The sequence below is a fragment of the Methylobacterium sp. 4-46 genome (genome assembly GCF_000019365.1).
Taxonomy (GTDB): domain Bacteria; phylum Pseudomonadota; class Alphaproteobacteria; order Rhizobiales; family Beijerinckiaceae; genus Methylobacterium.
In genome coordinates this window covers 6,058,589-6,080,646 of the sequence record NC_010511.1, presented here as the reverse complement: position 1 = coordinate 6,080,646, position 22,058 = coordinate 6,058,589, and the positions used below count along the sequence as shown (strand labels likewise).

Annotated in this window: 16 protein-coding genes and 5 pseudogenes; 11 read left to right on the top strand and 10 right to left on the bottom strand. The window is 66.2% G+C overall.

Translation table 11 applies throughout. The annotated features are described in order from the left end of the window. Positions 1–34: 34 nt before the first annotated feature. On the bottom strand, positions 35–1,129 hold the full coding sequence (locus M446_RS38320) for a hypothetical protein (RefSeq protein WP_168169173.1): 1,095 nt from the start codon (positions 1,127–1,129) through the stop codon (positions 35–37). A 488-nt stretch (positions 1,130–1,617) separates the two neighbouring features. Here M446_RS38320 and M446_RS26775 point away from each other — a divergent pair, with 488 nt between their 5' ends. Further along, a complete protein-coding gene (locus M446_RS26775; protein WP_012330759.1) occupies positions 1,618–2,187 on the top strand; it encodes a DNA-3-methyladenine glycosylase in 570 nt (189 codons plus the stop codon). A 57-nt stretch (positions 2,188–2,244) separates the two neighbouring features. Here the strand turns inward: M446_RS26775 and M446_RS39785 are convergent. From M446_RS39785 to M446_RS35870, 3 genes and pseudogenes are all read right to left on the bottom strand, one after another. Next, positions 2,245–2,358, bottom strand: a pseudogene (locus tag M446_RS39785) (ArsR family transcriptional regulator); the annotation flags it as partial. Between the two features lie 231 nt (positions 2,359–2,589). Next, positions 2,590–2,934: a hypothetical protein gene (locus M446_RS39780; protein WP_168169191.1), complete on the bottom strand. Its 345-nt coding sequence runs from the start codon at positions 2,932–2,934 to the stop codon at positions 2,590–2,592. Between the two features lie 426 nt (positions 2,935–3,360). Further along, the gene (locus M446_RS35870; protein WP_083784819.1) at positions 3,361–4,440 is read right to left on the bottom strand and encodes an AraC family transcriptional regulator; all 1,080 of its coding nucleotides are present in this window, start codon (positions 4,438–4,440) and stop codon (positions 3,361–3,363) included. 464 nt (positions 4,441–4,904) lie between these two features. Here M446_RS35870 and M446_RS26770 point away from each other — a divergent pair. From M446_RS26770 to M446_RS35865, 7 genes and pseudogenes are all read left to right on the top strand, one after another. Then, positions 4,905–5,843: pseudogene (locus M446_RS26770) on the top strand (3-keto-5-aminohexanoate cleavage protein). Positions 5,844–5,952: 109 nt separating this feature from the next. After that, on the top strand, positions 5,953–7,305 hold the full coding sequence (locus M446_RS26765) for an MFS transporter (protein WP_012335233.1): 1,353 nt from the start codon (positions 5,953–5,955) through the stop codon (positions 7,303–7,305). 49 nt (positions 7,306–7,354) lie between these two features. After that, the gene (locus M446_RS26760; protein WP_012335232.1) at positions 7,355–8,143 is read left to right on the top strand and encodes an SDR family oxidoreductase; all 789 of its coding nucleotides are present in this window, start codon (positions 7,355–7,357) and stop codon (positions 8,141–8,143) included. Positions 8,144–8,246: 103 nt separating this feature from the next. After that, positions 8,247–8,417, top strand: a pseudogene (locus M446_RS39775) (CoA-transferase); the annotation flags it as partial. 150 nt (positions 8,418–8,567) lie between these two features. Beyond that, entirely contained in the window at positions 8,568–9,851 is a 1,284-nt protein-coding gene (istA, locus tag M446_RS26750) for an IS21-like element ISMtsp8 family transposase (RefSeq protein ID WP_012290058.1), read from the top strand. Further along, on the top strand, positions 9,848–10,723 hold the full coding sequence (istB, locus tag M446_RS26745; RefSeq protein WP_012290057.1) for an IS21-like element ISMtsp8 family helper ATPase IstB: 876 nt from the start codon (positions 9,848–9,850) through the stop codon (positions 10,721–10,723). The genes istA and istB overlap by 4 nt, the downstream gene beginning before the upstream one ends. 68 nt (positions 10,724–10,791) lie before the next feature. Next, positions 10,792–11,097, top strand: a pseudogene (locus M446_RS35865) (CoA-transferase); the annotation flags it as partial. A gap of 1 nt (position 11,098) precedes the next feature. On the opposite strand, the pseudogene tnpC reads toward M446_RS35865, so the two are convergent. Both tnpC and M446_RS26735 read right to left on the bottom strand, forming a co-directional pair. Beyond that, positions 11,099–12,164: pseudogene (gene tnpC, locus M446_RS34505) on the bottom strand (IS66 family transposase); the annotation flags it as partial. Positions 12,165–12,287: 123 nt separating this feature from the next. After that, the gene (locus tag M446_RS26735) at positions 12,288–13,493 is read right to left on the bottom strand and encodes an ABC transporter substrate-binding protein (RefSeq protein ID WP_012335229.1); all 1,206 of its coding nucleotides are present in this window, start codon (positions 13,491–13,493) and stop codon (positions 12,288–12,290) included. A 757-nt stretch (positions 13,494–14,250) separates the two neighbouring features. Between M446_RS26735 and M446_RS26725 the strand changes: the two genes are divergently transcribed. The 3 genes from M446_RS26725 to M446_RS26715 all read left to right on the top strand — a co-directional run bounded on the left by M446_RS26725 (position 14,251) and on the right by M446_RS26715 (position 17,678). Beyond that, positions 14,251–15,198: a LysR family transcriptional regulator gene (locus M446_RS26725; RefSeq protein WP_012335228.1), complete on the top strand. Its 948-nt coding sequence runs from the start codon at positions 14,251–14,253 to the stop codon at positions 15,196–15,198. 436 nt (positions 15,199–15,634) lie between these two features. Continuing rightward, the gene (locus M446_RS26720) at positions 15,635–16,366 is read left to right on the top strand and encodes an HAD-IA family hydrolase (RefSeq protein WP_012335227.1); all 732 of its coding nucleotides are present in this window, start codon (positions 15,635–15,637) and stop codon (positions 16,364–16,366) included. Positions 16,367–16,373: 7 nt separating this feature from the next. Beyond that, positions 16,374–17,678: an NAD(P)/FAD-dependent oxidoreductase gene (locus M446_RS26715; protein ID WP_012335226.1), complete on the top strand. Its 1,305-nt coding sequence runs from the start codon at positions 16,374–16,376 to the stop codon at positions 17,676–17,678. A gap of 88 nt (positions 17,679–17,766) precedes the next feature. Here the strand turns inward: M446_RS26715 and M446_RS26710 are convergent, their stop codons facing one another. The 4 genes from M446_RS26710 to M446_RS26700 are packed head-to-tail and all read right to left on the bottom strand — an operon-like array spanning position 17,767 to position 21,968. Continuing rightward, positions 17,767–18,657 carry a mandelate racemase/muconate lactonizing enzyme family protein gene (locus tag M446_RS26710; RefSeq protein WP_265576431.1) on the bottom strand — a complete coding sequence of 297 codons (891 nt, stop codon included), beginning with the start codon at positions 18,655–18,657 and terminating at the stop codon, positions 17,767–17,769. A 48-nt stretch (positions 18,658–18,705) separates the two neighbouring features. Then, positions 18,706–18,921: a hypothetical protein gene (locus M446_RS39185; RefSeq protein WP_265576430.1), complete on the bottom strand. Its 216-nt coding sequence runs from the start codon at positions 18,919–18,921 to the stop codon at positions 18,706–18,708. Positions 18,922–18,930: 9 nt separating this feature from the next. After that, a complete protein-coding gene (locus M446_RS26705; protein WP_012335225.1) occupies positions 18,931–20,991 on the bottom strand; it encodes an NADH:flavin oxidoreductase in 2,061 nt (686 codons plus the stop codon). After that, positions 20,982–21,968 carry a pyrroline-5-carboxylate reductase family protein gene (locus tag M446_RS26700; protein WP_012335224.1) on the bottom strand — a complete coding sequence of 329 codons (987 nt, stop codon included), beginning with the start codon at positions 21,966–21,968 and terminating at the stop codon, positions 20,982–20,984. Before M446_RS26700 ends, M446_RS26705 begins: the two co-directional genes overlap by 10 nt. Positions 21,969–22,058 lie beyond the last annotated feature (90 nt).

Sequence of the window (22,058 nt, the reverse complement as noted above, 5' to 3'; positions counted from 1 at the left end):
AGGGGCAGCCTCGGGCATGGCGGTAAGCGAGACGTTAAGTCATCGTCGCGGAGCCAGAGCGGCGAACGTCCCGGACCATCGAGATGGTCCCAGGCCACAGCGCCCACCGATCGCTGCCGCCGGCCGGAATGAGAATGCCCGACCACGCCGCAGCCATCGCCCAGGCCGAGATGGCTTCAGCAGGCCGCGCGAAGGAGGGCTCGATGCCGCTCAGGACGGTGGCCTCGGCGGTGGTCAGCCGCAGGAAGCGGGAACGGACCCAGTCCCTTTGCTTCAGCTGCCGAAGCGCGTCTGCGGGGGTAATCACCGGTCTACCGCCTGCGAGCGCTCGGTCGAGAACCTGCTCCAGGATAGTTGCTTGCCAGTCGGATGGTGCCACCGCGAAGCAGCCGCAACCCGGCACCGCGATGCCGATGGCATGGGAGAGGCCGGAAGTGACGATGCGATCAGCCGCCAGGGAGTTCACGGGCAGGGCTTGGACCTCCGCGCAGGCCGCACGGTAGGCGCGGACCATGGACGCGAGATGTGTCGCCGCGGACGGCTTTGGCGGAGAGAAGTTCTCGGGCGATGGAGCATGGGCCCGGAACTTGGGGTTGTGCAGCCACCGCCGTGGGGCCTCCTTGAGGACCGCCTCCTCCAAGCCCGCCCGGCTCACATCCCGCGGTGCCCAGGACAGGTCGATCTCGACGGCGGCCATGTTCAGCTCGACGAGCTTCGCAATCTTGGCCGCGTCGCAGGGGTGCGCAACACGAAATTCGACCAGCAGATCGCGCCCTTTTCGGCGCGCGATCACGTCGGGGACGATGCCGCCAAGGCGGCGCTCCAGGATAGCCACATCAAGCTGGAACACGCCGCCGGGGTAACCTTGTCGACTGCCTGCGCTGCTCGCCGCCTCCCAGGCGGGCAGTGCCAATTCGAGGCGGCGGGCCAGGCACTCCTTCGCGAACTTGTGGAGCGCCGTCTCCGACCCGGTTTGGCAGCTGAACCCTTCTGCTGCCCTGTGATGGCCGAAGTGGTGGTCGATCAGCTCGCCCTTGCGAGCAACCAGGGGCGCCCCGCAGCCTGGGCAGCGGCAGCCACATGCGAGGCCTGAGGCGACCTCGGAGATGTGGACGATCGTGCCGTCCACTCTCTCACCGAAAACGAGGCTGTCGCTGCTGTCTGGCCTCATCGGGCGCTCTCGACCTGCGCCCTGTTACCACGCCATGAGAGTACAGGATGCGGGGTAGATCGCGCCGGGGAGACCTGATTAGCAGATTCTGAAAAGGTCGGGTTCCGAGTGACGAGCGGCCATTCCGGCGACCCTGATTGAAGGTCCGGAAGTGGCGCATTGCTGAACAAGCCGGACGCGAGTTCGGCGGGAAAGCGCGCGTCCTCGGCTCGCATCGGCATCTGACGCCAAGGCGGCTCCAGGGGCTCCTTCGGGCGAGGAAATCCGACACTTCAGATCTCGACCACCAAAGAACCACGTGTAAGATCCGGCTCGACAGCGCAGCTTGTCGCTGATCGGGCGAGGAAACGGGGGCACTGCGCCCTCGTCGATCTCCGTCGTGAGAAACCGACCGTGCGACCTTCGAACCAGCACCACTTCCAGGATGAATTGATCTACCAACCCTAATGGCCCAGATCCACCTCTCCTGGTTCGATCGCCCAGCAGCCAACGTTGCCGCCGCCCTGATCGGTTGCCAATTGCTGGTCGACGGGGTGGGCGGTGTCATTGTGGAAGCCGAGGCCTACGGCCGGTCCGATCCGGCCTCGCACAGCTTCGCCGGACCGACCCGGCGAAACGCCAGCATGTTCGGCCTACCGGGACACGCCTACGTCTACCGCTCCTACGGCCTGCACTGGTGCATGAACATCGTATGCGAGCCAGGGAGTGCGGTTCTCGTGCGGGCGCTCGAGCCGACGCAGAAGATCGACAACATGAGGGCGCGCCGGCGCACGAGCGACATCCGCCTCCTCTGCTCCGGGCCTGGCCGCTTGTGTGAGGCGCTCGCCATTACGGGTGAGTATGACGGCTGGCCACTCGATCGCGCCCCGTTCGAGATGTTGGCGGGAGATCGGCCGGTCACGGTCTCATCCAGCGGCCGTATCGGCATCACGCGAGCCGTCGAGACACCGTGGCGGTTCGTGCTCGCGGGCTCTCGCTTCGTGAGCCGGCCAACCCCGCGCGGCAAGGTTTGGTAGAATTATCAGCTGGTCAGCGCACGAATCCAGCGGCGGAGCCATCGGCGGGAGAGCAGCTCAGCCGTGCTTGAACACGCGCAGATGCGGCGACACGGCCGGGCGGGTCATGGTCATTGTGCTGGCGAGTTCGCCGACAGCACGCGGTCTCTGCGCAAGACGCTCGAACAGCGCCCATCGCGTGGGGCCGTCGAGAACGGAGAGCGCATGGAGTCAAGAGAGTTAGCCACTGCTAACTGTAAGCAAGCACTAACCTAGCAAGGAGGCGGCCGGATCCGCTGCGAAAAGATCGCGCGGTGGCCACCCTCGTCCACCTCCCGCCTTTAGGGCAGCTCTCGTTGGATCTCAGCGCGCAGTACAAAGGGGCGCCCGCAGGCGCCCCGTCACAGTTGCTTAAGTCGAATTTCAATAACCGTAATAGTAGGGGGCAGGACCGTAGTATCCGTAACCGTAGGCCGGGGCTGGGTAGTAGCGGGGCGCTTGGGATGCAGCGATCGCACCGCCAATAATCCCAAGTGCCGCGCCGGCCGCGAGGGCGCCGCCGATCCCGGGGCCCCGTCGGTAGCCGTAATGACGGTAGCCATAACCGGCATGATACCCGTAGCCGCCCCGGTAGCCAGGACGCGCGTCCGCGGTAGGAGCAAGGAGCAAGGAGCCTGCGACGGTTGCGGCCAAAGCTGAAAGAGCCACCTTCTTCACTGTCGTCCCTCGACTGCTGAGTTCGTAGCGCGAGTTAAGCTGGGCCGTAATGAACCAACCCTGAACCCTCCGGGCGGGCTGAACGCAACCCTTGCCTCAACCGCCAGAGCGTTCCGGAGTAGCGGCTTCGCTCGGCGTCACATTGCCGAACGCCCCCAGGCTTGATCACAGCTTGATGTCAGTTGGACGTGTCGAATCGGTTGCGTCCCCTCCCCTGCCTCTCTGCAGCATCCGGCGCTCCGATGTAGCGTCACCGACAGCACCACCGCTGAACGGGAAAGTATGACCCAAAGCGGCCCCTCGCGGCGGATGTCGGAAATGTCCGGTTCCGAGGGCTCTCCAGACATTTGATGTCGCGACACGGCTGCTGATATCCGCCGCTTGGGGCAGCTCTCATATCAAGTGCGTCGGCGGACGCGGCCTACCCTGGCCGTGAGAATTGGTCGTTATGCCGGTTCTCCGGCCAAGCAAAGTGCTTTAAGAACCGGAGTGACGGGGGACATGATGCCGGTGCGTCGCCCTTAGCGGCATCTCGCCACGGAACTCCCCTGGATTTTTCCCGGTCCACCGTTTGAAGGCTCGCCGGAAGTTCGCGGCATCGCTGAAACCGACAAGCAGCGCGATGTCCTCAAGGCTCATACTTGTCATTCGCAGATATTCCGTTGCCAGCGAACGATGGACGTCATCGATAATTGCTGAAAATGATACCTGTTCGGCGTCGAGGCGGCGCCGTAGTGTCCGAGATGTCATACGCAGGGTCTGTGCTACATCTTCCATATCAGGGAACACGCCGGGCGATCTCATCAAGATCTGGTAGACCTCACCGGCGACACCGGCCGACGCATTAGCCTTTCCGATCAGAGTATCGCACGCGTCCTGAAGCAGAGCGGACGTCAGCCGATGCGCAAGCTGGGGCTTTTGTTCGAGAATGGCGCTATCGTAGTGCAACTCGCAATGTTCTTGCTCAAAAAAACACGGACACCCAAGATAATCGGCATAAATAGCGGCATGTTCCGGCGCCGAGTACGAAAAATGCGCCTTGGCCGGTGGGCAACTCCGGCCGGCAACGTCCTGCAGGTGAGTGACCTGTTGTGTAAACTGCTGTTCTATCAGGAACTGCCGAAGTTCCTTGGATGGAGCAAATGTAAATTCGTCAGGAAACGTCCACACCGCCACATTCGGGTACTCTCTCCACTCTATTGCAAGGGTCGGGGTAGCCAATAAATGGTATTTTACTCCGAGTCTAAAGTAGTCCCGGAGTGAAAGACACGACATCAAAGCGTACCCATACATACCGTATGCAGAAAGATGCAGGCGCGCGCCGACTTGAAAAGGTGTTCTTGGTTCGCACGATAGCGCGAGTGCATTTCTGCAAACCGCCACGTACTGCCGCACCGACGTAAGAGCCGAGGCATCATAGATTTTGCTTGCCTCAACCCCCGTATCGCGCAGAGCCTCCTCGGGCGGGATGCCCTGCTCGCCCAAGATTTCAACCAGCGCGGCTATTTTGTACGGAGCGTAGATCCTCTCGCTTGGCAGCGGCAGCCTCTTAGACACCGTCCCCTCCAGCACGTCCGATAAAGACCCGACCCTGTCCGAAAATGACCTTGGTCCCCACAGAGGGCAGACGTAGCATGCGCTAAAATTCCTGGGGAGGAAGAGCTTTGAACCCCTTTCCCATCACGTCGCCAGCCTGTCGGCCGGCAGCAACGCTTTTCAGCATTCACCAGGCGTGGATGTCGCCTTCTCCGCACTCAAGACGATTCCTGGGGCCGATACCGCGTCCCCCCACTTGGTGGTCGGTGGCGGTTGCGCTTCAGTCAAGCTTGCCGACGGATCACCACGTTAGTCGCGACCTGCCGGACGAGAGGAACGCGTCCGCGGTGAGTGGGAGTGGCGATAACCAGCACACACTGGGCGATCTCCCGCGTCCTCCATAGCTTCATCACTTATTGTTTTCGGCGCTAATTGCTGACCGCTTTGCTCAGGACTAATGGCCTATTGTTACCGCGAGTATCGCTATGAAAAGCTCGAACCGGAAAGTCATCATTTCGTGCGCCGTCACGGGGTCCACGCACACTCCGACGATGTCTGAATACCTTCCATTGACGCCGGAGCAGATCGCCAAACAGTCGATCGAGGCCGCGGAAGCGGGCGCGGCCATCATCCATCTCCACGCCCGTGACCCGTCGGACGGCCGTCCGACGCCAGATCCAGCTGTATACCGTCAGTTCGTACCCGTTATTGCCGCTGCCACGGACGCTGTCATCAATATCACCACCGGGGGCAGCACGCGCATGACGATGGGCGAGCGGCTCGCCTATCCCATGGAAGCGGCACCTGAAATGTGCTCGCTGAACATGGGATCGATGAATTTCTCTATTCATAGGGTCGCTGAGCGCATTTAATCATGGAAATACGAGTGGGAAAGGGAATATCTTCAAGTAATTGAAGATATCGTCTTCAGAAATACTTTTAAAGATATATCCCATATCCTGGATGAGATGGGCCACCAGGGAACACGGTTCGAGTTCGAATGCTATGATGTCGGGCATCTTTATAACCTTGCATATTTTGCAGATCAGGGGCTGGTTAAACCGCCCTTCTTCATTCAATCGATATTCGGAATTTTAGGGGGGCTTGGGGCTGATCCTGAAAACCTGACACTGATGCGAATGACAGCCGATCGGCTGTTCGGCCGGGATGCCTACCTGCTTTCTGTTCTGGGTGCAGGCCGCCACCAGCTTCCATTTGTAACGATGGGGGCGCTCATGGGCGGCAACGTTCGCGTCGGATTGGAGGACAGCATCTACATCTCAAAGGGAGTTCAGGCTAAGACGAGTGCTGAGCAGGTCAGGAAGATACGCGGTATTCTTGAAGCTCTTTCCCTGGAAATCGCTACACCCGATGAAGCCCGGGAGATGTTGAAGCTGAAGGGCAGAGACAAAGTTTCGCTGTGATCCTCCTATGAACCTCAATCCGTTAAGGCAGAATATATCCAAATGGAAGCACGACGCTTGCGCGATCGGCTGGAATCTCGAGCGGCGCAAATTTCGGAGATAATGAGCTATGGACAAGGCACCGCCCAGCACATCGACAACAACAGCAGACGAGACGCTCCGGGTAGCCACGGCGAAGGTGATGCGCCATCTTCTCCCGATGATGGTGTTTATATACTTCCTTTCGTTCATCGATCGCACCAACGTCGCGCTCGCGAAATCCGCATTTCAAACTGACTTGGGGATCACGCCCGCCATGTATGGGTTTGGGGCGGGGATCTTCTTCTGGGGATACGCCCTGTTGGAAGTTCCGAGCAATCTTCTGGCGCACCGCGTAGGCCCGCGACGGTGGATAGCACGGATTGCGGTTACCTGGGGCGCGCTTTCCGCCGCGATGATGTTTGTCCAGGGCGAATGGTCCTTTTATGCATTCCGCTTGCTGCTGGGTGTGGCCGAAGCAGGCTTGTTTCCGGCCCTCATGTATGTAACGACGCTGTGGTTCGCGCAGAGAGACCGCGCCGTCGCGGTCGGCTGGATCTACACTGCCCCCGCAATGGGTTTGACGATCGGCAATCCATTGGGCGGAGCTTTAATGCAATTGGACGGCTTAGGTGGCTTGCATGGATGGCAGTGGATGTTTTTGCTTGAAGGTGTCCCAACCGTCATTTTCGGTATTGTCCTTTGGTTTATCTTCCCTGACCGTCCGAGAGACGCTCGTTGGCTGACACCGGCTGAAGCGGCGGCTCTCGAAAGCAACGCGAGCGGAGAGACAGTCCATCAGTCTCACGCACCCTCGAAGGAGTGGATCTCCGCGATAAAGCGCCCGAGCACGATTGTGATCGCGCTCATCTACCTTTTCAACCAAATCGGTTTTGTGGGATTGTACTTTTTCGTCCCTTCTATGGTTCAGCAAATGCAAGCAAATACGCCACTGATGATCGGGTTGCTCTCAAGCACCGTCGGGATTGGGTTTCTTCTGGGTGTTCTGATCCTGCCGCGGGTCAAGCGTTTCTTCACGGGTGACATGCTCTTTTTAGGCCTTATCACAGCAGGCCTCCTCGCAAGCTCGATTTTGTTTCTGCTGACGACGCTGCCTGCAATCCAGCTTGTGCTTTTTACGACGACGGCCTTCTTTGCGGGTGGCATCCTGCCGATCTTCTGGTCTGTCGCTATGAAGCGGCTGCATGGCATCCAGGCGGCCGCGGGCCTCGCATTCATTAACACAATCGGCCTCATCGGGGGTTTTATCGGACCGTACATATTCGGTCTCGTGGAGAAAGAAACGGGTCGCAGCGCCTCTGGCTTCGCTGTCATCGCTTTAACGTCGGTGCTCGGCCTCGTCTTGATCCCGATCTTGGCCAAATTCCTTCAATCCGAGTCTGAGCCCCACAATGATAGCGCCCTGCGTATGAGTCATCCGTAACCACGGAGCGCCGCAGGAACCATCTCGAACTGCCACGCGAGGGAATTCCATGAGTACGGTCGAACGTCTAAAGCCCTTGCCCGGCCTGAAAGTTTTGGTGACGGGCGGAGCTGCAGGGATTGGTGCCACCATCGCAAAGGCGTTCGCTGAGATCGGCGCGCGCGTGTATGTCTGCGACATCGACCCTTCGGCGGTCGAGGACATCAAAACGGCCAACCCAGCAATTGGTGCCGCTGTCGCAGACGTGGCCGAAAGACAGAGTGTCGATCGCTTTGTCGACGCTGCTGCCGATGCGCTCGGGGGGTTGGATGTCATCGTCAACAACGCCGGGATCGCCGGCCCTACCGGAGCTATCGAGGCCCTTGAGCCGGAGGACTGGGAGCGAACAGTCTCGACCAATCTGAACAGCCAGTTCTACGTTTTGCGCCGCGCCGTCCCCATCCTGAAAGGCTCTCAGGCGCCGAGCATCGTTGCTATATCGTCGGTGGCTGGACGTCTCGGGTACCCGTTCAGGACGCCGTATGCCTCGACCAAATGGGCGATTGCAGGGTTAGTTAAGTCGCTCGCCATTGAGCTTGGCCGGGAGAATGTGCGGGTCAACGCAGTTCTACCGGGCCTCGTTGCTGGACCGCGGATGGATCGCGTGATCGACGCGCGGGCGCAGGCGCTTGGGGTCAGCTTTGAAGTAATGAAAGGCGAATACCTCAAAAAAATCTCGCTTGGCAGAATGGTGACCGAAGATGACATCGCGGCGATGGCGTTGTTCCTGTGTTCGCCAGCGGCAGTAAACATTACCGGTCAGATCATCAGTGTTGATGGCAATGTCGAGTATCTGTAACCCCTAGCGGCCGCTTTTCTGACCACTACCTCAAGGAACAACGGATCGGCGCGACGCCGATACAGATGGCAGCGCGCCACCAGAACATCGGAATGGATCTCCCGTGAGGAACAGCCTGACCCCTGCTGCGGCTGCTGACCTGGTTCCAGACGGAGCCAGCGTGATGATCGGCGGCTTCATGGCCGTGGGAACTCCGAACCGCGCGATCGCGGCGCTGGTCGAGCGGGGCGTGCGCGGCCTTACGATCATCGCCAACGACACGGCCCGGCCCGGCGTCTGTGAGCGGGCGTTGGATCCTCCTCACTTGTGGGCCTGCAATTTTCCCCACCCTCCCGGCCGCCCCTGAGCCTCCTGTTTGAGGCGGGATGCCCGCGCGGCGGCCGTCTCACCGAAGCTGGTCCCCGTGGCGGGAGGGAGCGGCGCGGTGGTCAGCCTCGGGGAACTCATGACGATCCTGGACCTCCACCGGCAGGGCCTCTCGGTCACCGCCATCGCCCGCCAGCTCGGCCTCGACCGCAAGACCGTCGCCAAGTACATCGCCCGCGGCCTCGAGCCGCCCGTCTACGGACCGCGATCCCCCCGCGCGCGGGCCACCGACGCCTTCCTGCCCTACCTGCGCGAGCGCCTGGCCGCCTACCCGCAGCTTACGGCCGTCCGTCTCTGGCGCGAGTTGAAGGAGCGCGGCTTCGCAGGGGCCTACACCGCCGTGAAGCGAGCCGTGGCCCTGCTTCGCCCCTCAGCTCCTCTGCCTATCGAGCGCCGCTTCGAGACCCCGCCGGGCGAGCAGGCCCAGGTCGACCTCGCCCGCTTCGAGGTCGTCTTCGCCGACGAGCCGGGCGTGACCCGCATCGTCTGGCTGTTCGCGATGGTGCTGGGCCACTCGCGCTATCTCTGGGCCCGCTTCGTCGTCCACCAGGATCTGCAGACGGTCCTGCGCTGCCACATCGCCGCCTTCCAGGCCCTTGGAGGCGCCCCGCGCGAGATCCTCTACGACCGCATGAAGACCGCCGTGATCGGCGAGGATCCCGACGGCTTGGTCATCTATAACCGCAGCCTTCTCGATCTCGCGCGCCACTACGGGTTCCTGCCGCGCGCCTGCCGTCCCTACCGGGCCAAGACCAAGGGCAAGGTCGAGCGCCCGTTCCGCTACCTGCGCGAGGACTTCTTCCTCGCCCGCTCGTTCCGCAACCTCGACGACCTGAACGACCAGCTGCGGCACTGGCTCGACACCGTGGCCAACGCCCGCCGGCACGCCACGACCAAGCGGATCGTCGCCGACGCCTTCGCGGAGGAGCGCAGCCAGCTGCGGGCGCTGCCGCCCGTGCCCTACGAAGCCGTGCTCAGCCTGGAGCGGCGCGTCACCCACGAGGGCTTCGTCTCGGTGGCGGGCAATCTCTACAGCGTGCCCGACACCACCCGCCGCCGCGCCCTGGAGGTGCACGTGCTGGCCGATCAGATCCGCATCTACGAGGCGGGTGAGCTCGTTGCCTGCCACCTGCCCCTGGAAGGGCGTGGGCTGACGCAGGTCGATCCAGCCCATCGGCGGCCGCGATCTCCCCCGCCCGAGCCACGAGACCCTGCCGAGCCGGTGGTCGTCAGGCGCGCCGGCGACCAGGTCGCGCGTCGCCCGCTGGCCATCTACGACGCCGTAGCCCGCCAACTCGCGGGAGCCGGCGTGCCCAGGACCGACCGGGGAGACGCGGCATGAGCGGAACTGGCGAGCTGATCCCCCCACTGGTCGAGCGGATCAAGGCCACGCTGGTAGGGCTGAAGATGCCGCGCGCCCTGGAGATCGTCGACACCACCGTGCGGCGGCTGGAGCGCGGCGAACTCAGCGCGCTGGAGGCGGTCGATGCCCTGCTGAGCGAGGAGCTGAGCCTACGCGAGAGCCGGCGGGTGAAGACCGCGCTGGTGATGGCGCGGCTCTCGACGGTCAAGACGCTGTCGGGCTTCGACTTCGCCTTCCAGCCCTCGCTCGACCGCACCCGCATCCTGGCCCTGGCCGAGCTGGGCTTCGTGGACCGCTGCGAGGTGCTGCACTTCCTCGGCCCGCCCGGCACCGGCAAGAGCCACTTGGCGGTGGCCCTCGGGGTCGAGGCGGTGAAGGCGGGCCGCAGCGTGTACTTCACCACCCTGGCCGACCTTGTGGGAACGCTGGCGCGGGCCGAGCGGGAAGGAACGTTGCGCGAGAAGATCCGCTACTTCTGCCGGCCGGCGCTGCTGATCGTGGACGAGATCGGCTACCTGCCGGTGGTGCCGGGCGGGGGCAACCTGTTCTTCCAGCTCGTCAACGCGCGCTACGAGCGGGGCGCGATGGTCCTGACCTCGAACCGCGGCTTTGCAGAGTGGGGGGAGGTGTTCGGCGATCCGGTGGTGGCGACCGCGCTGCTGGACCGGTTGCTTCACCACGCCGTGGTGGTGCAGATCGAGGGCTCAAGCTACCGGCTGCGCCAGCACACCGCGCTCATGCCCGAGCACATCCGCTCGAAGGCAGCCCTGCAGGCTCCGCCGCTCGCCCCGCCTCCGCGTCGGCGCGGACGCCCGCCCAAGAATGGAGGTGCTCACCTCGGCATCGCCTGACCGCCGAGCCCGCCGATCTGAGGAAAATTGCGCGCCCGAAATTGCGGAAGGTTCGAAGCCCGTTGACAGGCGTCGGCATCGGCCGGCTGGTCTCGGCGGGCTGCGTGGCGCGGGTGATCGCCTCGCATATCGGCACCAACCCCGAGACGCAGAAAGCGATGATCGCGGGCGAGATCGCGGTGGAACGCGTGCCGCAGGGCACGCTGGCTGAACGGGTCCGGGCCGGCGGCGCGGGCCTTGGCGGCGTACTCACCGCCACCGGGATCGGCACCCTGGCGGCCGAGGGGCGGCAGATCGTGCAGGTGGACGGGCGCGATTACCTCGTGGAGCCTGCGCTGAGAGCCGAGTTCGCGCTGGTGGCCGCGCGCAGCGCCGTTGGTCGCGAGCCCGGCCGATCTCGGCTTGCAGAGCGCGGGTCAGATCGCACTGGCTCGGGACGGACAGGATCTCGGACAGCCGCCGTTCCAGCGCCCGGCGCTTGGCCGAGAGCGTCGAGGCCGCCAAGTCGATGACGCGCTCGGCCAAGCTGAACACGGACCCGAGCCACAACTGCAGGCGCAGCGGCACCGGGTCGTCGCTGACCTCCACCGCGTAGGCGACGTCACGGGCCAGATGCGCTAGGCAGGTCTGGTGCCGCACGCCGTGCCCCTGCTGGGTGATGTAGCGGTCCGACAGCCACACCGCGGGCCGGTGCCCATCCATCATCGCGTGCACCACCGCGGCGGCTCGGGTCGGGGCGGCGTGATGAACGACCGCCTCGTCCGAGCGGGAGACCCAGTGGTACGAGTTGCTGCCTTCGATCCGGACGCCAGTCTCGTCCGAGGCCACCACTGCGGCTCGGCGCAGCGTCGGCACCGCCGCTTCACGGCCTCCCACGAACCGACCCTGGGCCCGCCGCGAGCCCGTTCATCAGCCCGCCCTGGCTCAGGGTCAGCCCGAACAGGTTGGCCAGCGCGGCCTGCAGACGCCCGTAGGACAGGCCCTGGAAGGTCTTCAGGTAGGTCGCCACCGCGTGCAGGCGCGGGCCAAACGGCGTGCTGGCCGCCGCCTGCGGCACCGGGGCGACAACGCGGGTCCCGCAGGACGGGCGGCGCACCGCCAGCCGCTGATGCTGGGTGACGACGGGCGTCACCTCGGGCAACTCGGTCCGCTCGCACACGCTGACGATCTCGGCCGGCAGGTCCGCTGCCAGGGCACCGCCGCAGTACGGGCACTGACCCGGGCGGTGGGCCACGACCTCGTCGGGATCGGGGCTGAGCATGCGACTGTGCCCCTCGTGACCTGGTTTGGCGCCGCCGGGCTTGGCCTGCTCGCGCCGCTCCTTGCGATCGGTGGAGGGCGGCTTGGAGGAGGTGCGCGAGGTCTTCTCCGGGCGCTGCAGGCGCAGCACCAGCTCGATCAACTCCTCCTTGCTCAGGCGTTCCAGTTCGCTGCGGCCCATCTCACGAGGGAATCAGCGAAATCGGCTTCCGGCAAGAGGCGCGGCAGGCTCCCTCCAGCGGCCTCGCTTGTGGGTCACGCCGCGCTCGCGCGCACCCCGTGGGTAATTACCGCCCGGCCTTCGTTAGGTCTTGCCGACGAGCGGGCAGCCACCCTGGCTCATGGGCTTGAAGGCCTGATCACCGGGGATCGTCGCGAGTTTGTTGTATAGATCCCACGGTCCTTTCGACTCGGCCGGCTTCTTGACCTCGAACAGGTACATGTCGTGGATCTTGCGGCCGTCCGCCCGGATTGTGCCCTTGCCGAACAGCGGATCGTCGGTCGGATTCGCCTTCATCCAGTCCATGACGACTTTTGCATCCTTCGACTTCGTCGCCGCGACCGCCTTCAGGTAATGCAGCAGGCCCGCGTACACGCCGGCCTGATTCATGGTCGGCATGTTGCCGTTCGCCCTCTTCGCGAAGCGTTCCGAGAAGGCCCGAGTGCCGTCGTTCAGGTCCCAGTAGAAAGATTCGGTGAGCACCAGCCCCTGCGCCGTCTCGAGGCCGAGTGCCTTGGCGTCGAGTACGTAAAAAAGCAGTGCCGCGAGCTTCTGCCCGCCCTGCGTGATGCCGAATTCGTGGGCCTGTTTGACGGCATTGATGGTGTCGCCGCCCGCGTTCGCGAGCCCGATCACCTTGGCGCCGGATCCCTGCGCCTGAAGCAGGAAGGACGAGAAGTCGTTGGCTGGGAACGGCACCTTGGCGGAGCCGACAACCTTTCCTCCGCTTCGCGTGACGACTGCGGCGGTCTCGTTCTGTAGCGATTGTCCGAAGGCATAATCTGCCGTCAGGAAGAACCAAGTGTCACCGCCGCGCTTGACCATGGCGCTGCCCGTGCCGTTCGCGAGCGCGTACGTGTCGTAGGTCCAGTGCACAGTGTTGGGGGAACACTGCGACCCGGTCAGGTCGGTGCTACCAGCGCCCGAGTCGATGAAAATCTTGTTTTTCTCGCGCGTGATCTGGCTGACTGCGAGCGCAACCGACGACGTTGGCACGTCCAGGATGGCATCGACGCTATCCCTGTCATACCATTGCCGGGCGATACCCGCGCCGATATCCGGTTTATTTTGGTGATCGGCGGACACGATCTCGACGCTGACATCCTTGCTGATTGCGGCGAAATCCTCTGCAGCAAGTTGCGCTGCAACGACGGAGCCTTTGCCGCCAATATCCGAGTAGACGCCAGACATGTCGTTCAGGACGCCGACCTTGACACTTGTTTGCGCCAAGACAGGTACCGTCGATAGCGCAAAACATCCGGCAGATAGCAGCAATTGCTTCAGGTTCATCAAGGTGCCCTCCGACCTACGCCTGTTCTCAACGCAGAAAGTGGTAGCTGGTACGCGATCGTCAAGCTCGACGATGGCCGCCGGCTGCCCGGTTAGAACCCATCACCACCCTTTAATCCTGCATGGCACAAGGTTTATCCGGCGTCCCGATTGCCAGGTCTCGACGGCTTGGCCCCACGTGGGCGAGCCTGAGCCACGCGTCGGCGTGCGCTTTCGAAACTCTTCGCTCCTGCTCAAACGAGCGGTCCATCCAGACTTTCGCGAAGGACGCTTGGGAGTGTGTTCCATACGCCCGCCTGATGCGAATCGGCGGGAGTGCAAGAGGGGCAATCGCTGACTTCGAAGGGCCGCTATCGGATATTTAGCGGCCATTCCAGCGGCACCGGTCGAATGTCTGGAAGTGGCGCTTAGCCGAACTGGGCGGACGCCAATTCCTGGCGCATCTGCGCGATTGGCGGAATTGTCCCCGCACGGCCGCGGGCGCTCAGCAGCCCGATGTCGCGGCTATGACTCCTGCCCTGTCACGGATTGATATGCACGCGATGCTCGACGCCATGAACCGGACACCTAGCCACATAGCTCGCCTGTCGGTCATCCAGCCTCCCGCATGGCTCCCCGCTGCGGGCGCCTTCAGCGTCGGCTACCGCAGCGACGATGCGCCGGCCTGCGGCGTGAGCGCTATCCTCCACACCGACATTCTGCATGATCGGGACGGGTTCAGCGCCCTCGCAACCTGCTCGGGAAAGGATGCTCGCGGATGCCGCCTCTGCGCCGGATGATCCCGTCCAGCCATGCGTTGTTCGTGTTCGAGGCCGTGGCGCGCAACGTCAGCTTCACCCAGGCGGCGACCGAGCTGAACGTGACCCAGCCGGCGGTTAGCAAGGCAATCTCGCAGCTCGAGCGCCATCTCGGCGTGCGGCTCTTCGACCGTTCCAGCGACGGCCTCGCGCTGACCGAGGAGGGTAGCCTTCTCTTCCAGCGCGTGACGGACGGATTCCAGGGCATCGAGGCGGCGCTGCGGGAGATCGACATCAGGCGCACCGGAACCGACACTGTCACGCTGTCGGTCTCATCGGCCTTCGCCACGCACTGGCTGATGCCCCGCATCAACACCCTTCAGGAAGCGTTCCCGGCGGTCGACTTCCGCTTCCAGCTCATCCCCGGGGCGCTCGGCGGCCCCGTCGACAGCGTCGACCTCGGGATGCGCTTCGTGGAGGGGCCCGACCGCGACCACGAGGCGCTGTTCCTGATGAACGAGGTGATGCTCCCGGTCTGCAGCCCGACCTATCTCGCCGGCAGCACGGCCGGCGGCGGCCGGACCACCATGGTCAACCTCACGGCGACTTCGCCGGCGCGCACCCGCGAGGTCGATCCCGGGCCGGGCTGGACCGGCACCCGCGCTTCCCTGAACTTCTCCGACTACGCGGTGGTGGTCCAGGCCGCGCTCCTCGGCCAGGGCGTGGCGCTCGGCTGGCTGAACGTGGTGTCGCACTGGCTCGCAACCGGCGACCTCGTGCCGGCGAGCGAACGACTCACGCGGACCGCGCGCGTCTGCCAACTTGTCCACCTGCGCGCGCGTCCACTCCGCGCGTCGGTGGCCGCGGTGCGGGATTGGATTATCGCGGAGATGCGGGCCGACATCGCCAAGGCCGACGCGCGCTACCCCGACCTCGGCCTGGAGCGGGCGTGTTTCGGGGCGCCATAACCTCAAGTTATGCGGGGTCGACTTTTCTGATGTTGAACGGGCCGTCGGGTTTTGTGAGCCTGTGCGGGCAGAGCACGCAGGGACGCGGGAGAGCGGTCGGCGCGATGGTGACGTTCGGATCACTCGTCCAGCCGAGACGGCGCGCGCAACGTCGGTTCCGTCGCTGGGTCGCGCAGCGGTGGGTGGCGGTGGAGACCACCCCCCTCCCGGCCGTGCGGTCCTCGACGCCGCACGCGGCGAGGTGCCCCGGCGCCTTGGCGGGCCGTCGCGAGTGGGCCGTGCCGCACGGCCCGGCATCGCCGGACGCTTGACGATCCCATCGGCGGGCGGCGTGCAATCCCGCGCCTCGCCCGACGCTCGCGGTCCTGGTTCAGCCGCGAGACATCATCGCTGGGGCGGCCGAGCCGCCCTGCGCCACCGCCTGAGAGGAACTCCCATGCCCACTCCTTCCCTCGACAGCTTCAAGGTTCTCACCTTCGACGTCGTCGGTACCCTGATCGACTTCGAGAAGGGGATCCTGGACCACCTGCGCGCGGTGTCCGGGCGCAGCCGTGAGGAACTCAGCGACGCCCGCATCTTCGAGGTTTACCTGCGAGGCCGCGAGTTGCACCACGAGCGGTCGAGCGAGGTCTTCGTCGACGTCTACCACCACGTCGCCAAGGAACTGGGATTTCCCGACAGCGACGCGGCCGCCGACGCGTTCCAGCTCTCGGTGCTGCGCTGGCCGGCCTTCTCCGACTCTGCCGCAGCCCTCAGGCGCCTGCGCGGCCATTATCGACTCGTCGCGATGACGAATGCCGACCGCGCCGCGTTCTCGTTCTACTCCCACACGCTCGGAACCCCCTTCCACGACAGCGTCACCTACGACGAGACGGGCGTCGCCAAGCCCGATCCACAATTCTTCGCCTTCAACCGCGGCCGGCAATCCGCCTTCGGCTTCACGCAGAGCGAGATATTGCACGTGGCCCAGAGCCAGCATCACGACATCGGCGTCGCCCGCGATCTCGGCTACACGGTGTGCTGGATCGAGCGGCGCCAGGGGCTCGAGGGCTTCGGCGGCACGCCGAAGCCGGCCAGGGTGACCACTCCCGATTTTCATTTTCCGACTTTGGAGAAGCTCGCCGACGCCGCCGACGCGGCCTTCGCGGCGGCCGTGACGGGGCGGTAGCCCGGCCATGGAATCGCCTTTCCCCAGGCCCTCGGCCGCCTCGCTCTGGGCCGCCCGCGCGGTGCCGGCTCAGGATTTCGCGCCGCTCTGCGACGACGTCCAGGCGGACGTCGCGGTGGTGGGCGGCGGCTATACGGGCCTGTCGGCGGCTTTGGCGCTGGCCGAGCGCGGTGAGCGAGCGATCGTCCTCGAGGCGAGCACCGTCGGGTGGGGCGCGAGCGGTCGCAACGGCGGCGTGGTCTCGGCGAAATTTCGCGCCCCCTTCCAAGCGATCGCTGCGGCGCACGGGATCGAGGTGGCGCGGCGCATGCACGCCATCGCGCACGATTCGGTCGGCACGCTCGAGCGGATGATCGCCGAGCACGACATCCCGGAGGCTGGTTACGCCCGGGTCGGCCAGCTCAAATGCGCCCATACCCCGCAGGCCCTGGCATCCGCCGTCGCCGACATGGAGTGGATGCGCCGGGAGATCGGCGACGCTTCGGTCACGAGGCTCACGGGCGAGGAAGTGGCGGCCGAGACAGGCTCGCGGGACTTCGTCGGCGGCGTCCTCTCGGCCCGTGCGGGCGGGCTGCACCCGCTCAACTACGCGCGGGGACTCGCGCGCGCCGCGCATGCCAGGGGGATCGCGATCCACGAGGGCAGCCCCGCCACGGAACTTCGCCGCGAGGCGGGCGGAATCCGCGTCGCGACGTCCCGCGGCTCCGTCCGGGCCCGCCAGGTGATCGTGGCGACCAACGGCTACTCCGACCTCACCCCCGCGACGGAGCCCCTGCGCACCCGCCTGGTTCCGTTCCGCAGCGCGATCCTCGCCACCGAAATCCTCTCGGACAATCTGCGGGCGGCGATGCTGCCGACCCGCCGCATCTGCGTCGAGACCCGGCGGATGATGCGCTGGTTCCGGATGGTCGACGGCCGAATGGTCTACGGCGGTCGCGGCGCCTTCGGCCGCCACGACACCGCGGCGGCATTCGCGGACCTGCGCCGGGCGATGGTGCGCACCTTCCCGGCGCTCGCCGACACGCCGGTGTCCCACCAATGGTCGGGCCTCGTCGCCATGACCCTCGATGCGCTGCCGCATGTCGGCCGCCTAGACGACCGCGTGACCTTCGCGATGGGCTACAACGGCGCCGGCGTCGCCATGTCGACGCATCTCGGTCGCTACGCCGCCGCCTTCGCGCTCGGCGAATCGCCCGATGTCGGTCTGCTCGGCACCCACGCTTTCCAGCCGCTGCCGTTCTACGGCCTGCGCGAGCCGGTGATACGGCTCGTCGCGGGCTGGTACCAGTTCCTCGACGCGATCGGCCGCTGACGCACGGTCCCGCCGCGCGGGGTTGCCGCGCGGAGGCGAGGGCGGCCCCCTGTCTCCGCGCGACCAAGCAGGGCCGGCGCGTCGAGCCCTACCGGAACTCGGCCCAGAGGAAATCGCGCAGGCTCTCCTTGCGGAGCGTCACGCCGTACCCGACGGTCTCCCGCACCGGGATGGTGCCGGCCGTGACCTGTGGCTCGATCGGATCCTCCAGCACCTGGGTGTAGCCGGGGATGCGGTCCCAGTACGGGAAGTGCTCCTGCATGGAGAAGTTCGGCGTTGCCGCGCTGAAATGCATCGCGATCGCCGTCGAGAGGGCGCTCGCGCAGACGTGCGGCTGCACCTTCACGCCGTAGGCTTCGGCCATCGCAGCGATCTTGCGGCCCTCCAGGATACCGCCCGTATTGCCGAGGTCCGGCTGCAGGATGTCGACGGCCCGCCCGGCGAGCAGGTCCCGGAAGCCGTAGCGCGTATAGACGCGCTCCCCGAAGGCGATCGGCTGGGAGATCCCGGCGGCGATCTTGCCGAGGGCGTGCGGGTCGAACGGATCCGCCGGCTCCTCGACATAGGCGATGTCGAAGGCCTCGACCTCGCGGCAGAAGCGGATCGTCTCGTCGGGGGTGAGCCCCCCGCTGAGGTCCAGCATGATCTTGGGCCCGGGTCCGAGGGCGGCCCGCAGGCCGGCGACGGCCGCCACGGCCCGTCGGCGCAGGCCGTCGTCGGTCGTCCCGCGGCGCGACGGGTGCCGCAATCGGCCCGTCTCCAGGATCGCCGCGAAGGGATAGAACTTCAGCGCGTCGTACCCGTCCGCCACCGTCGCCTCGGCGAGGCGCGGCAGGTCGGCGGCGTCCTTGCAGCCAAAGTACCAGCCGTTGGCATAGGCCGGCAGCCGGTCGTGGATCCGCCCGCCGAGGAGGTCGTAGGCGGGCACGCCGAGCGCCCGCGCCTTGATGTCCACCAGGGCCTGCTCGATCGCACTCATCGCCGCGAAGACGATCGGACCGCCGCCCTTCGTCCAGACGCTCTGGTCCTACATCTCGGACCAGATGGCCTCGATCCGGAAGGGATCGCGGTCGATCACGCAGCGCTCGCAGAGCTCCCCGATCATCGCGGCAGCCGCCTTCCCGCCGAGCCCGTAGGCGACCGCCGCCTCGCCCAGGCCCACCGTGCCGTCGTCGGCGGTCATCTCGAGGATGACCGGCCGGATGCCGCCGCTCTCGACCACGTAGACGCGGACCTGCCTCACCCGCATGGGTCAGAGCGCCCGGCAGAGGCGCAGCGCATCGAGCACCGCCGTGTGCACGTTGCGGCTGGCGACCGCGTCGCCGACCCGGTGCAGCTCCATCTGCGCCTCGGGGCGCCAGGTTAGCGGCTGCGCGGCGCCCGCGAGGAGCGCGTCGATATCCGTGACACCGTCATTGGCCGAGTGGGGCCGGAGACCGTGATAGAGATCGTCCGCCGGCCGGGTGCCGTGCTCCACCAGGATCTGGTCGGCCGTGCGCTCGCTGAGCTGCTCAGAGGCGAGGTTGCGGAAGGTTGCGATGAGACGGTTGCCGCGCCGCTCGACCTTGACGATCTCGTGGTCGAACGTCGTCGGCACGCCGAGTTCGTAGATCCGCTTCTTCCAGATGATGCGCTCGGCATAGGTCAGCTCCTGCGCGATCTGGGCGTCGATCGACACGAACTGCACCTTGCGGCCGTCCTGCGCCGCGGCCTCGGCCGCCTGGGGCCCGGGATGGCGGCCGGTTCCGTCGTAGACGAGGACCTCCCCGGCGAAGGGGGTGGTGCCACCGATCACATCCCAGACGCTGCCGCAATGCTCCGCGCCGGGGATCCAATCGATGTCCGGGACACCGCCGGTGGCCACCACGACCGCGTCCGGCGCCTCGGCGAGCACGTCCTCCACCTCGGCGTAGCGGTTCACCTCCACCCGCACGCCGAGGCGCCGGATCTCCTCGGCGCGCCAGTCCACGATGCCAATCACGTCGCGGCGCCAGCTCGCGCGCTGGCTCAGCAGGAGCTGACCGCCGAGCTTGGCGCCCGCCTCGAGCAGCACGACCTCGTGGCCGCGCAGGGCCGCGACCCGGGCCGCCTCGAGGCCGGCGGGGCCGCCGCCGACGACCACGACCTTGCGGCCGGGCCGGTTGGACCGGGTGATCTCATGGGGGAGCTGCCCTTCCCGCCCGGTCGAGGGATTGTGGATGCAGTGCGGCCGGTGGGGCGACTGGCAGTGGGTTGCACCCACGCAGGGCCGCACCCGCTCCTCCTCGCCGGCCGCGATCTTGCGCACGATGTGGGGGTCGGCGATGTGGGCGCGGGTCATCGCCACCATGTCGAGGAGCCCCTCGCGGATCGCGTGGCGGGCCGTCGCAATGTCGGAGATCCGGGCCGCGTGGAACACCGGCAGCCCGACCTCCCGCTTGAAGGCGCCGACCTGCCGCAGCCAGGGCGCGATCGGCGAGGCCATGCCCGGCATGTTGTCCACGGCGAGCGCCCGCTCGGTGTCCATGCGGCCGACGATGGCGTTGAAGAAGTCGAGCATGCCGGTGCGCTCGAAGAGGTGCGCGACCTTGATGGCGTCGTCCATCGGCAGGCCGGACTCGCCCTCGTCGATGACGTAGCGCATGCCCACCACGTAGTCGTCGCCGACCTCCCGGCGGATCGCCTCGAACACTTCAAGCCCGAAACGGCAGCGGTTCTCCAGCGAGCCGCCGTACCGGTCGGTCCGCCGGTTGGTCGAGGGGGAGAGGAACTGGCCGATGAGGTGACCGCCCGCCAGGGTCTCGACGCCGTCGAGGCCGCCGTCCCGGCAGCGCCGCGCGGCGGCTGCGTAGGCCTTCACGACCCGTCGGATATCGTGCTCGTCCATTTCCTTGGGGAAGCTGCGGTGCAGCGTCTCGCGGATCGCCGAGGGTCCGATGGTCGGCAGCCACTTGTCGCCGTAGGGCTCGCCGCGGCGGCCGAGATGGGTGATCTGCACCATCAGCGCCGCGCCCTCCGCGTGCATGCGCGCGGAGAATTGCTGCAGCCAGGGGACGATCTCGTCCGTGCCGACATTGAGCTGGCGGAAGATGTTGGGGCTGTCGGGCGCCACGTTCGAGGAACCGCCGAACATGCTGAGGCCGATCCCGCCCTTCGCCTTTTCAAGGTGGTAGAGCTGATAACGCTCCTTAGGCATGCCGCCCTCCTCCAGGCCGGCGGCGTGGCTGGTGCTCATGACCCGGTTGCGCAGGACCAGGTTCTTGATCCGGAGCGGCTGGAGGAGCGGATCGCGGGTGCTCGCGACGGACGGGGTGATCGCTTCGGCTAAGGGCATGGGACCTCTCCGGAAGGGAGGATGGACGGGGCGGCGCCGGGTGTGGAACCGGCCGGCGGCCGGTGACGGGTGACGGGGGCGAGCCCGAGGAGTTGCGCCTCGCGCCGGACCGTCGCCTCGACGAGCCGCGCGCAGAGGGCAGGTCCGTCCAGGGCAGCGATTGCAGCCTCGGTGGTGCCGCCAGGCGTGGCCGTGAGTGCGACGACGTCCTCGAATCGCAATCCCTCATCGAGGAGGGCTGCGAGGGCCGCGACGGCTTCCGTCATCATGGTGCGCAGCTCTTCCGGCCCGACGATCCGCGCCCGGACAGCGTTGGCCTCTAGGAAGTCCGCGCAGAACGCGGCCAGGATCGCGGGCGCCGATCCGGCGAGGTTCGAGGCAATGCGCCCATCCGCCGGATCGGCGAGCACCGGCCGGCAGAAGCGCCGCAGCAGGGTGCGGACGCGCTCGACCTCCGCAGGCCCGGCGTTGGGGCCGGGGGTGATGAGGGCGACGCCCCGGCCCACCGCCAGGGCCGGCGACGGGATCACCTTGACGATTGGGCGGGCGCAGAGGCGCCCGAGATCTGCGAGCGGCACCGCGTTGGTGACGCTGACCAGGACGGCCTCCGCGCGCAGGTGAGGGGCGAGCGCCGCCACGCCCTCGCGGTACGCCTCCGGCGGCAGGCACGGCACCGCCATGTCCGCCTCCGCCGCGAGGCGCGCGACGTCCATGGAAGCGACGCCGGGCCAGGCCTCCGCCGTGGCGGCGGCCCGCGCCGGGTCGCGTCCAGCCACGATCACGCGCGTCTCCGGCGCGAAGCGGCGCAGGGCCGTGAGCAGCACGGTCCCGATCCGGCCGAGCCCGATCAGGCCGACCGTCGGCGCGGGATCGAGAGGTGGGGCGTCGGACGTCAAGGATTGGATCTCACCGGTATGAACCTCGCTCATGGCGCGCCGCGGGGCGGGCGTGGTGCCGCTCCCGAGGCGATCGGGCATGGGGCCGCGCTCCATCCGCCAGCGTGGGGTGAGCACGCGGGGCGCCGCCATCTCGAACAAGCCTGGACGCCTGCCTCACCGGCGCGAGGC

Coding starts and splice junctions, on each gene's coding strand:
- M446_RS26775 (WP_012330759.1), top strand. CDS start 1,618: ATGGCCCAGATCCACCTCTCCTGGTTCGATCGCCCAGCAGCCAACGTT.
- M446_RS26765 (WP_012335233.1), top strand. CDS start 5,953: ATGGACAAGGCACCGCCCAGCACATCGACAACAACAGCAGACGAGACG.
- M446_RS26760 (WP_012335232.1), top strand. CDS start 7,355: ATGAGTACGGTCGAACGTCTAAAGCCCTTGCCCGGCCTGAAAGTTTTG.
- istB (WP_012290057.1), top strand. CDS start 9,848: ATGAGCGGAACTGGCGAGCTGATCCCCCCACTGGTCGAGCGGATCAAG.
- M446_RS26735 (WP_012335229.1), bottom strand. CDS start 13,493: ATGAACCTGAAGCAATTGCTGCTATCTGCCGGATGTTTTGCGCTATCG.
- M446_RS26725 (WP_012335228.1), top strand. CDS start 14,251: ATGCCGCCTCTGCGCCGGATGATCCCGTCCAGCCATGCGTTGTTCGTG.
- M446_RS26720 (WP_012335227.1), top strand. CDS start 15,635: ATGCCCACTCCTTCCCTCGACAGCTTCAAGGTTCTCACCTTCGACGTC.
- M446_RS26715 (WP_012335226.1), top strand. CDS start 16,374: ATGGAATCGCCTTTCCCCAGGCCCTCGGCCGCCTCGCTCTGGGCCGCC.
- M446_RS26710 (WP_265576431.1), bottom strand. CDS start 18,657: ATGAGTGCGATCGAGCAGGCCCTGGTGGACATCAAGGCGCGGGCGCTC.
- M446_RS26705 (WP_012335225.1), bottom strand. CDS start 20,991: ATGCCCTTAGCCGAAGCGATCACCCCGTCCGTCGCGAGCACCCGCGAT.
- M446_RS26700 (WP_012335224.1), bottom strand. CDS start 21,968: ATGCCCGATCGCCTCGGGAGCGGCACCACGCCCGCCCCGCGGCGCGCC.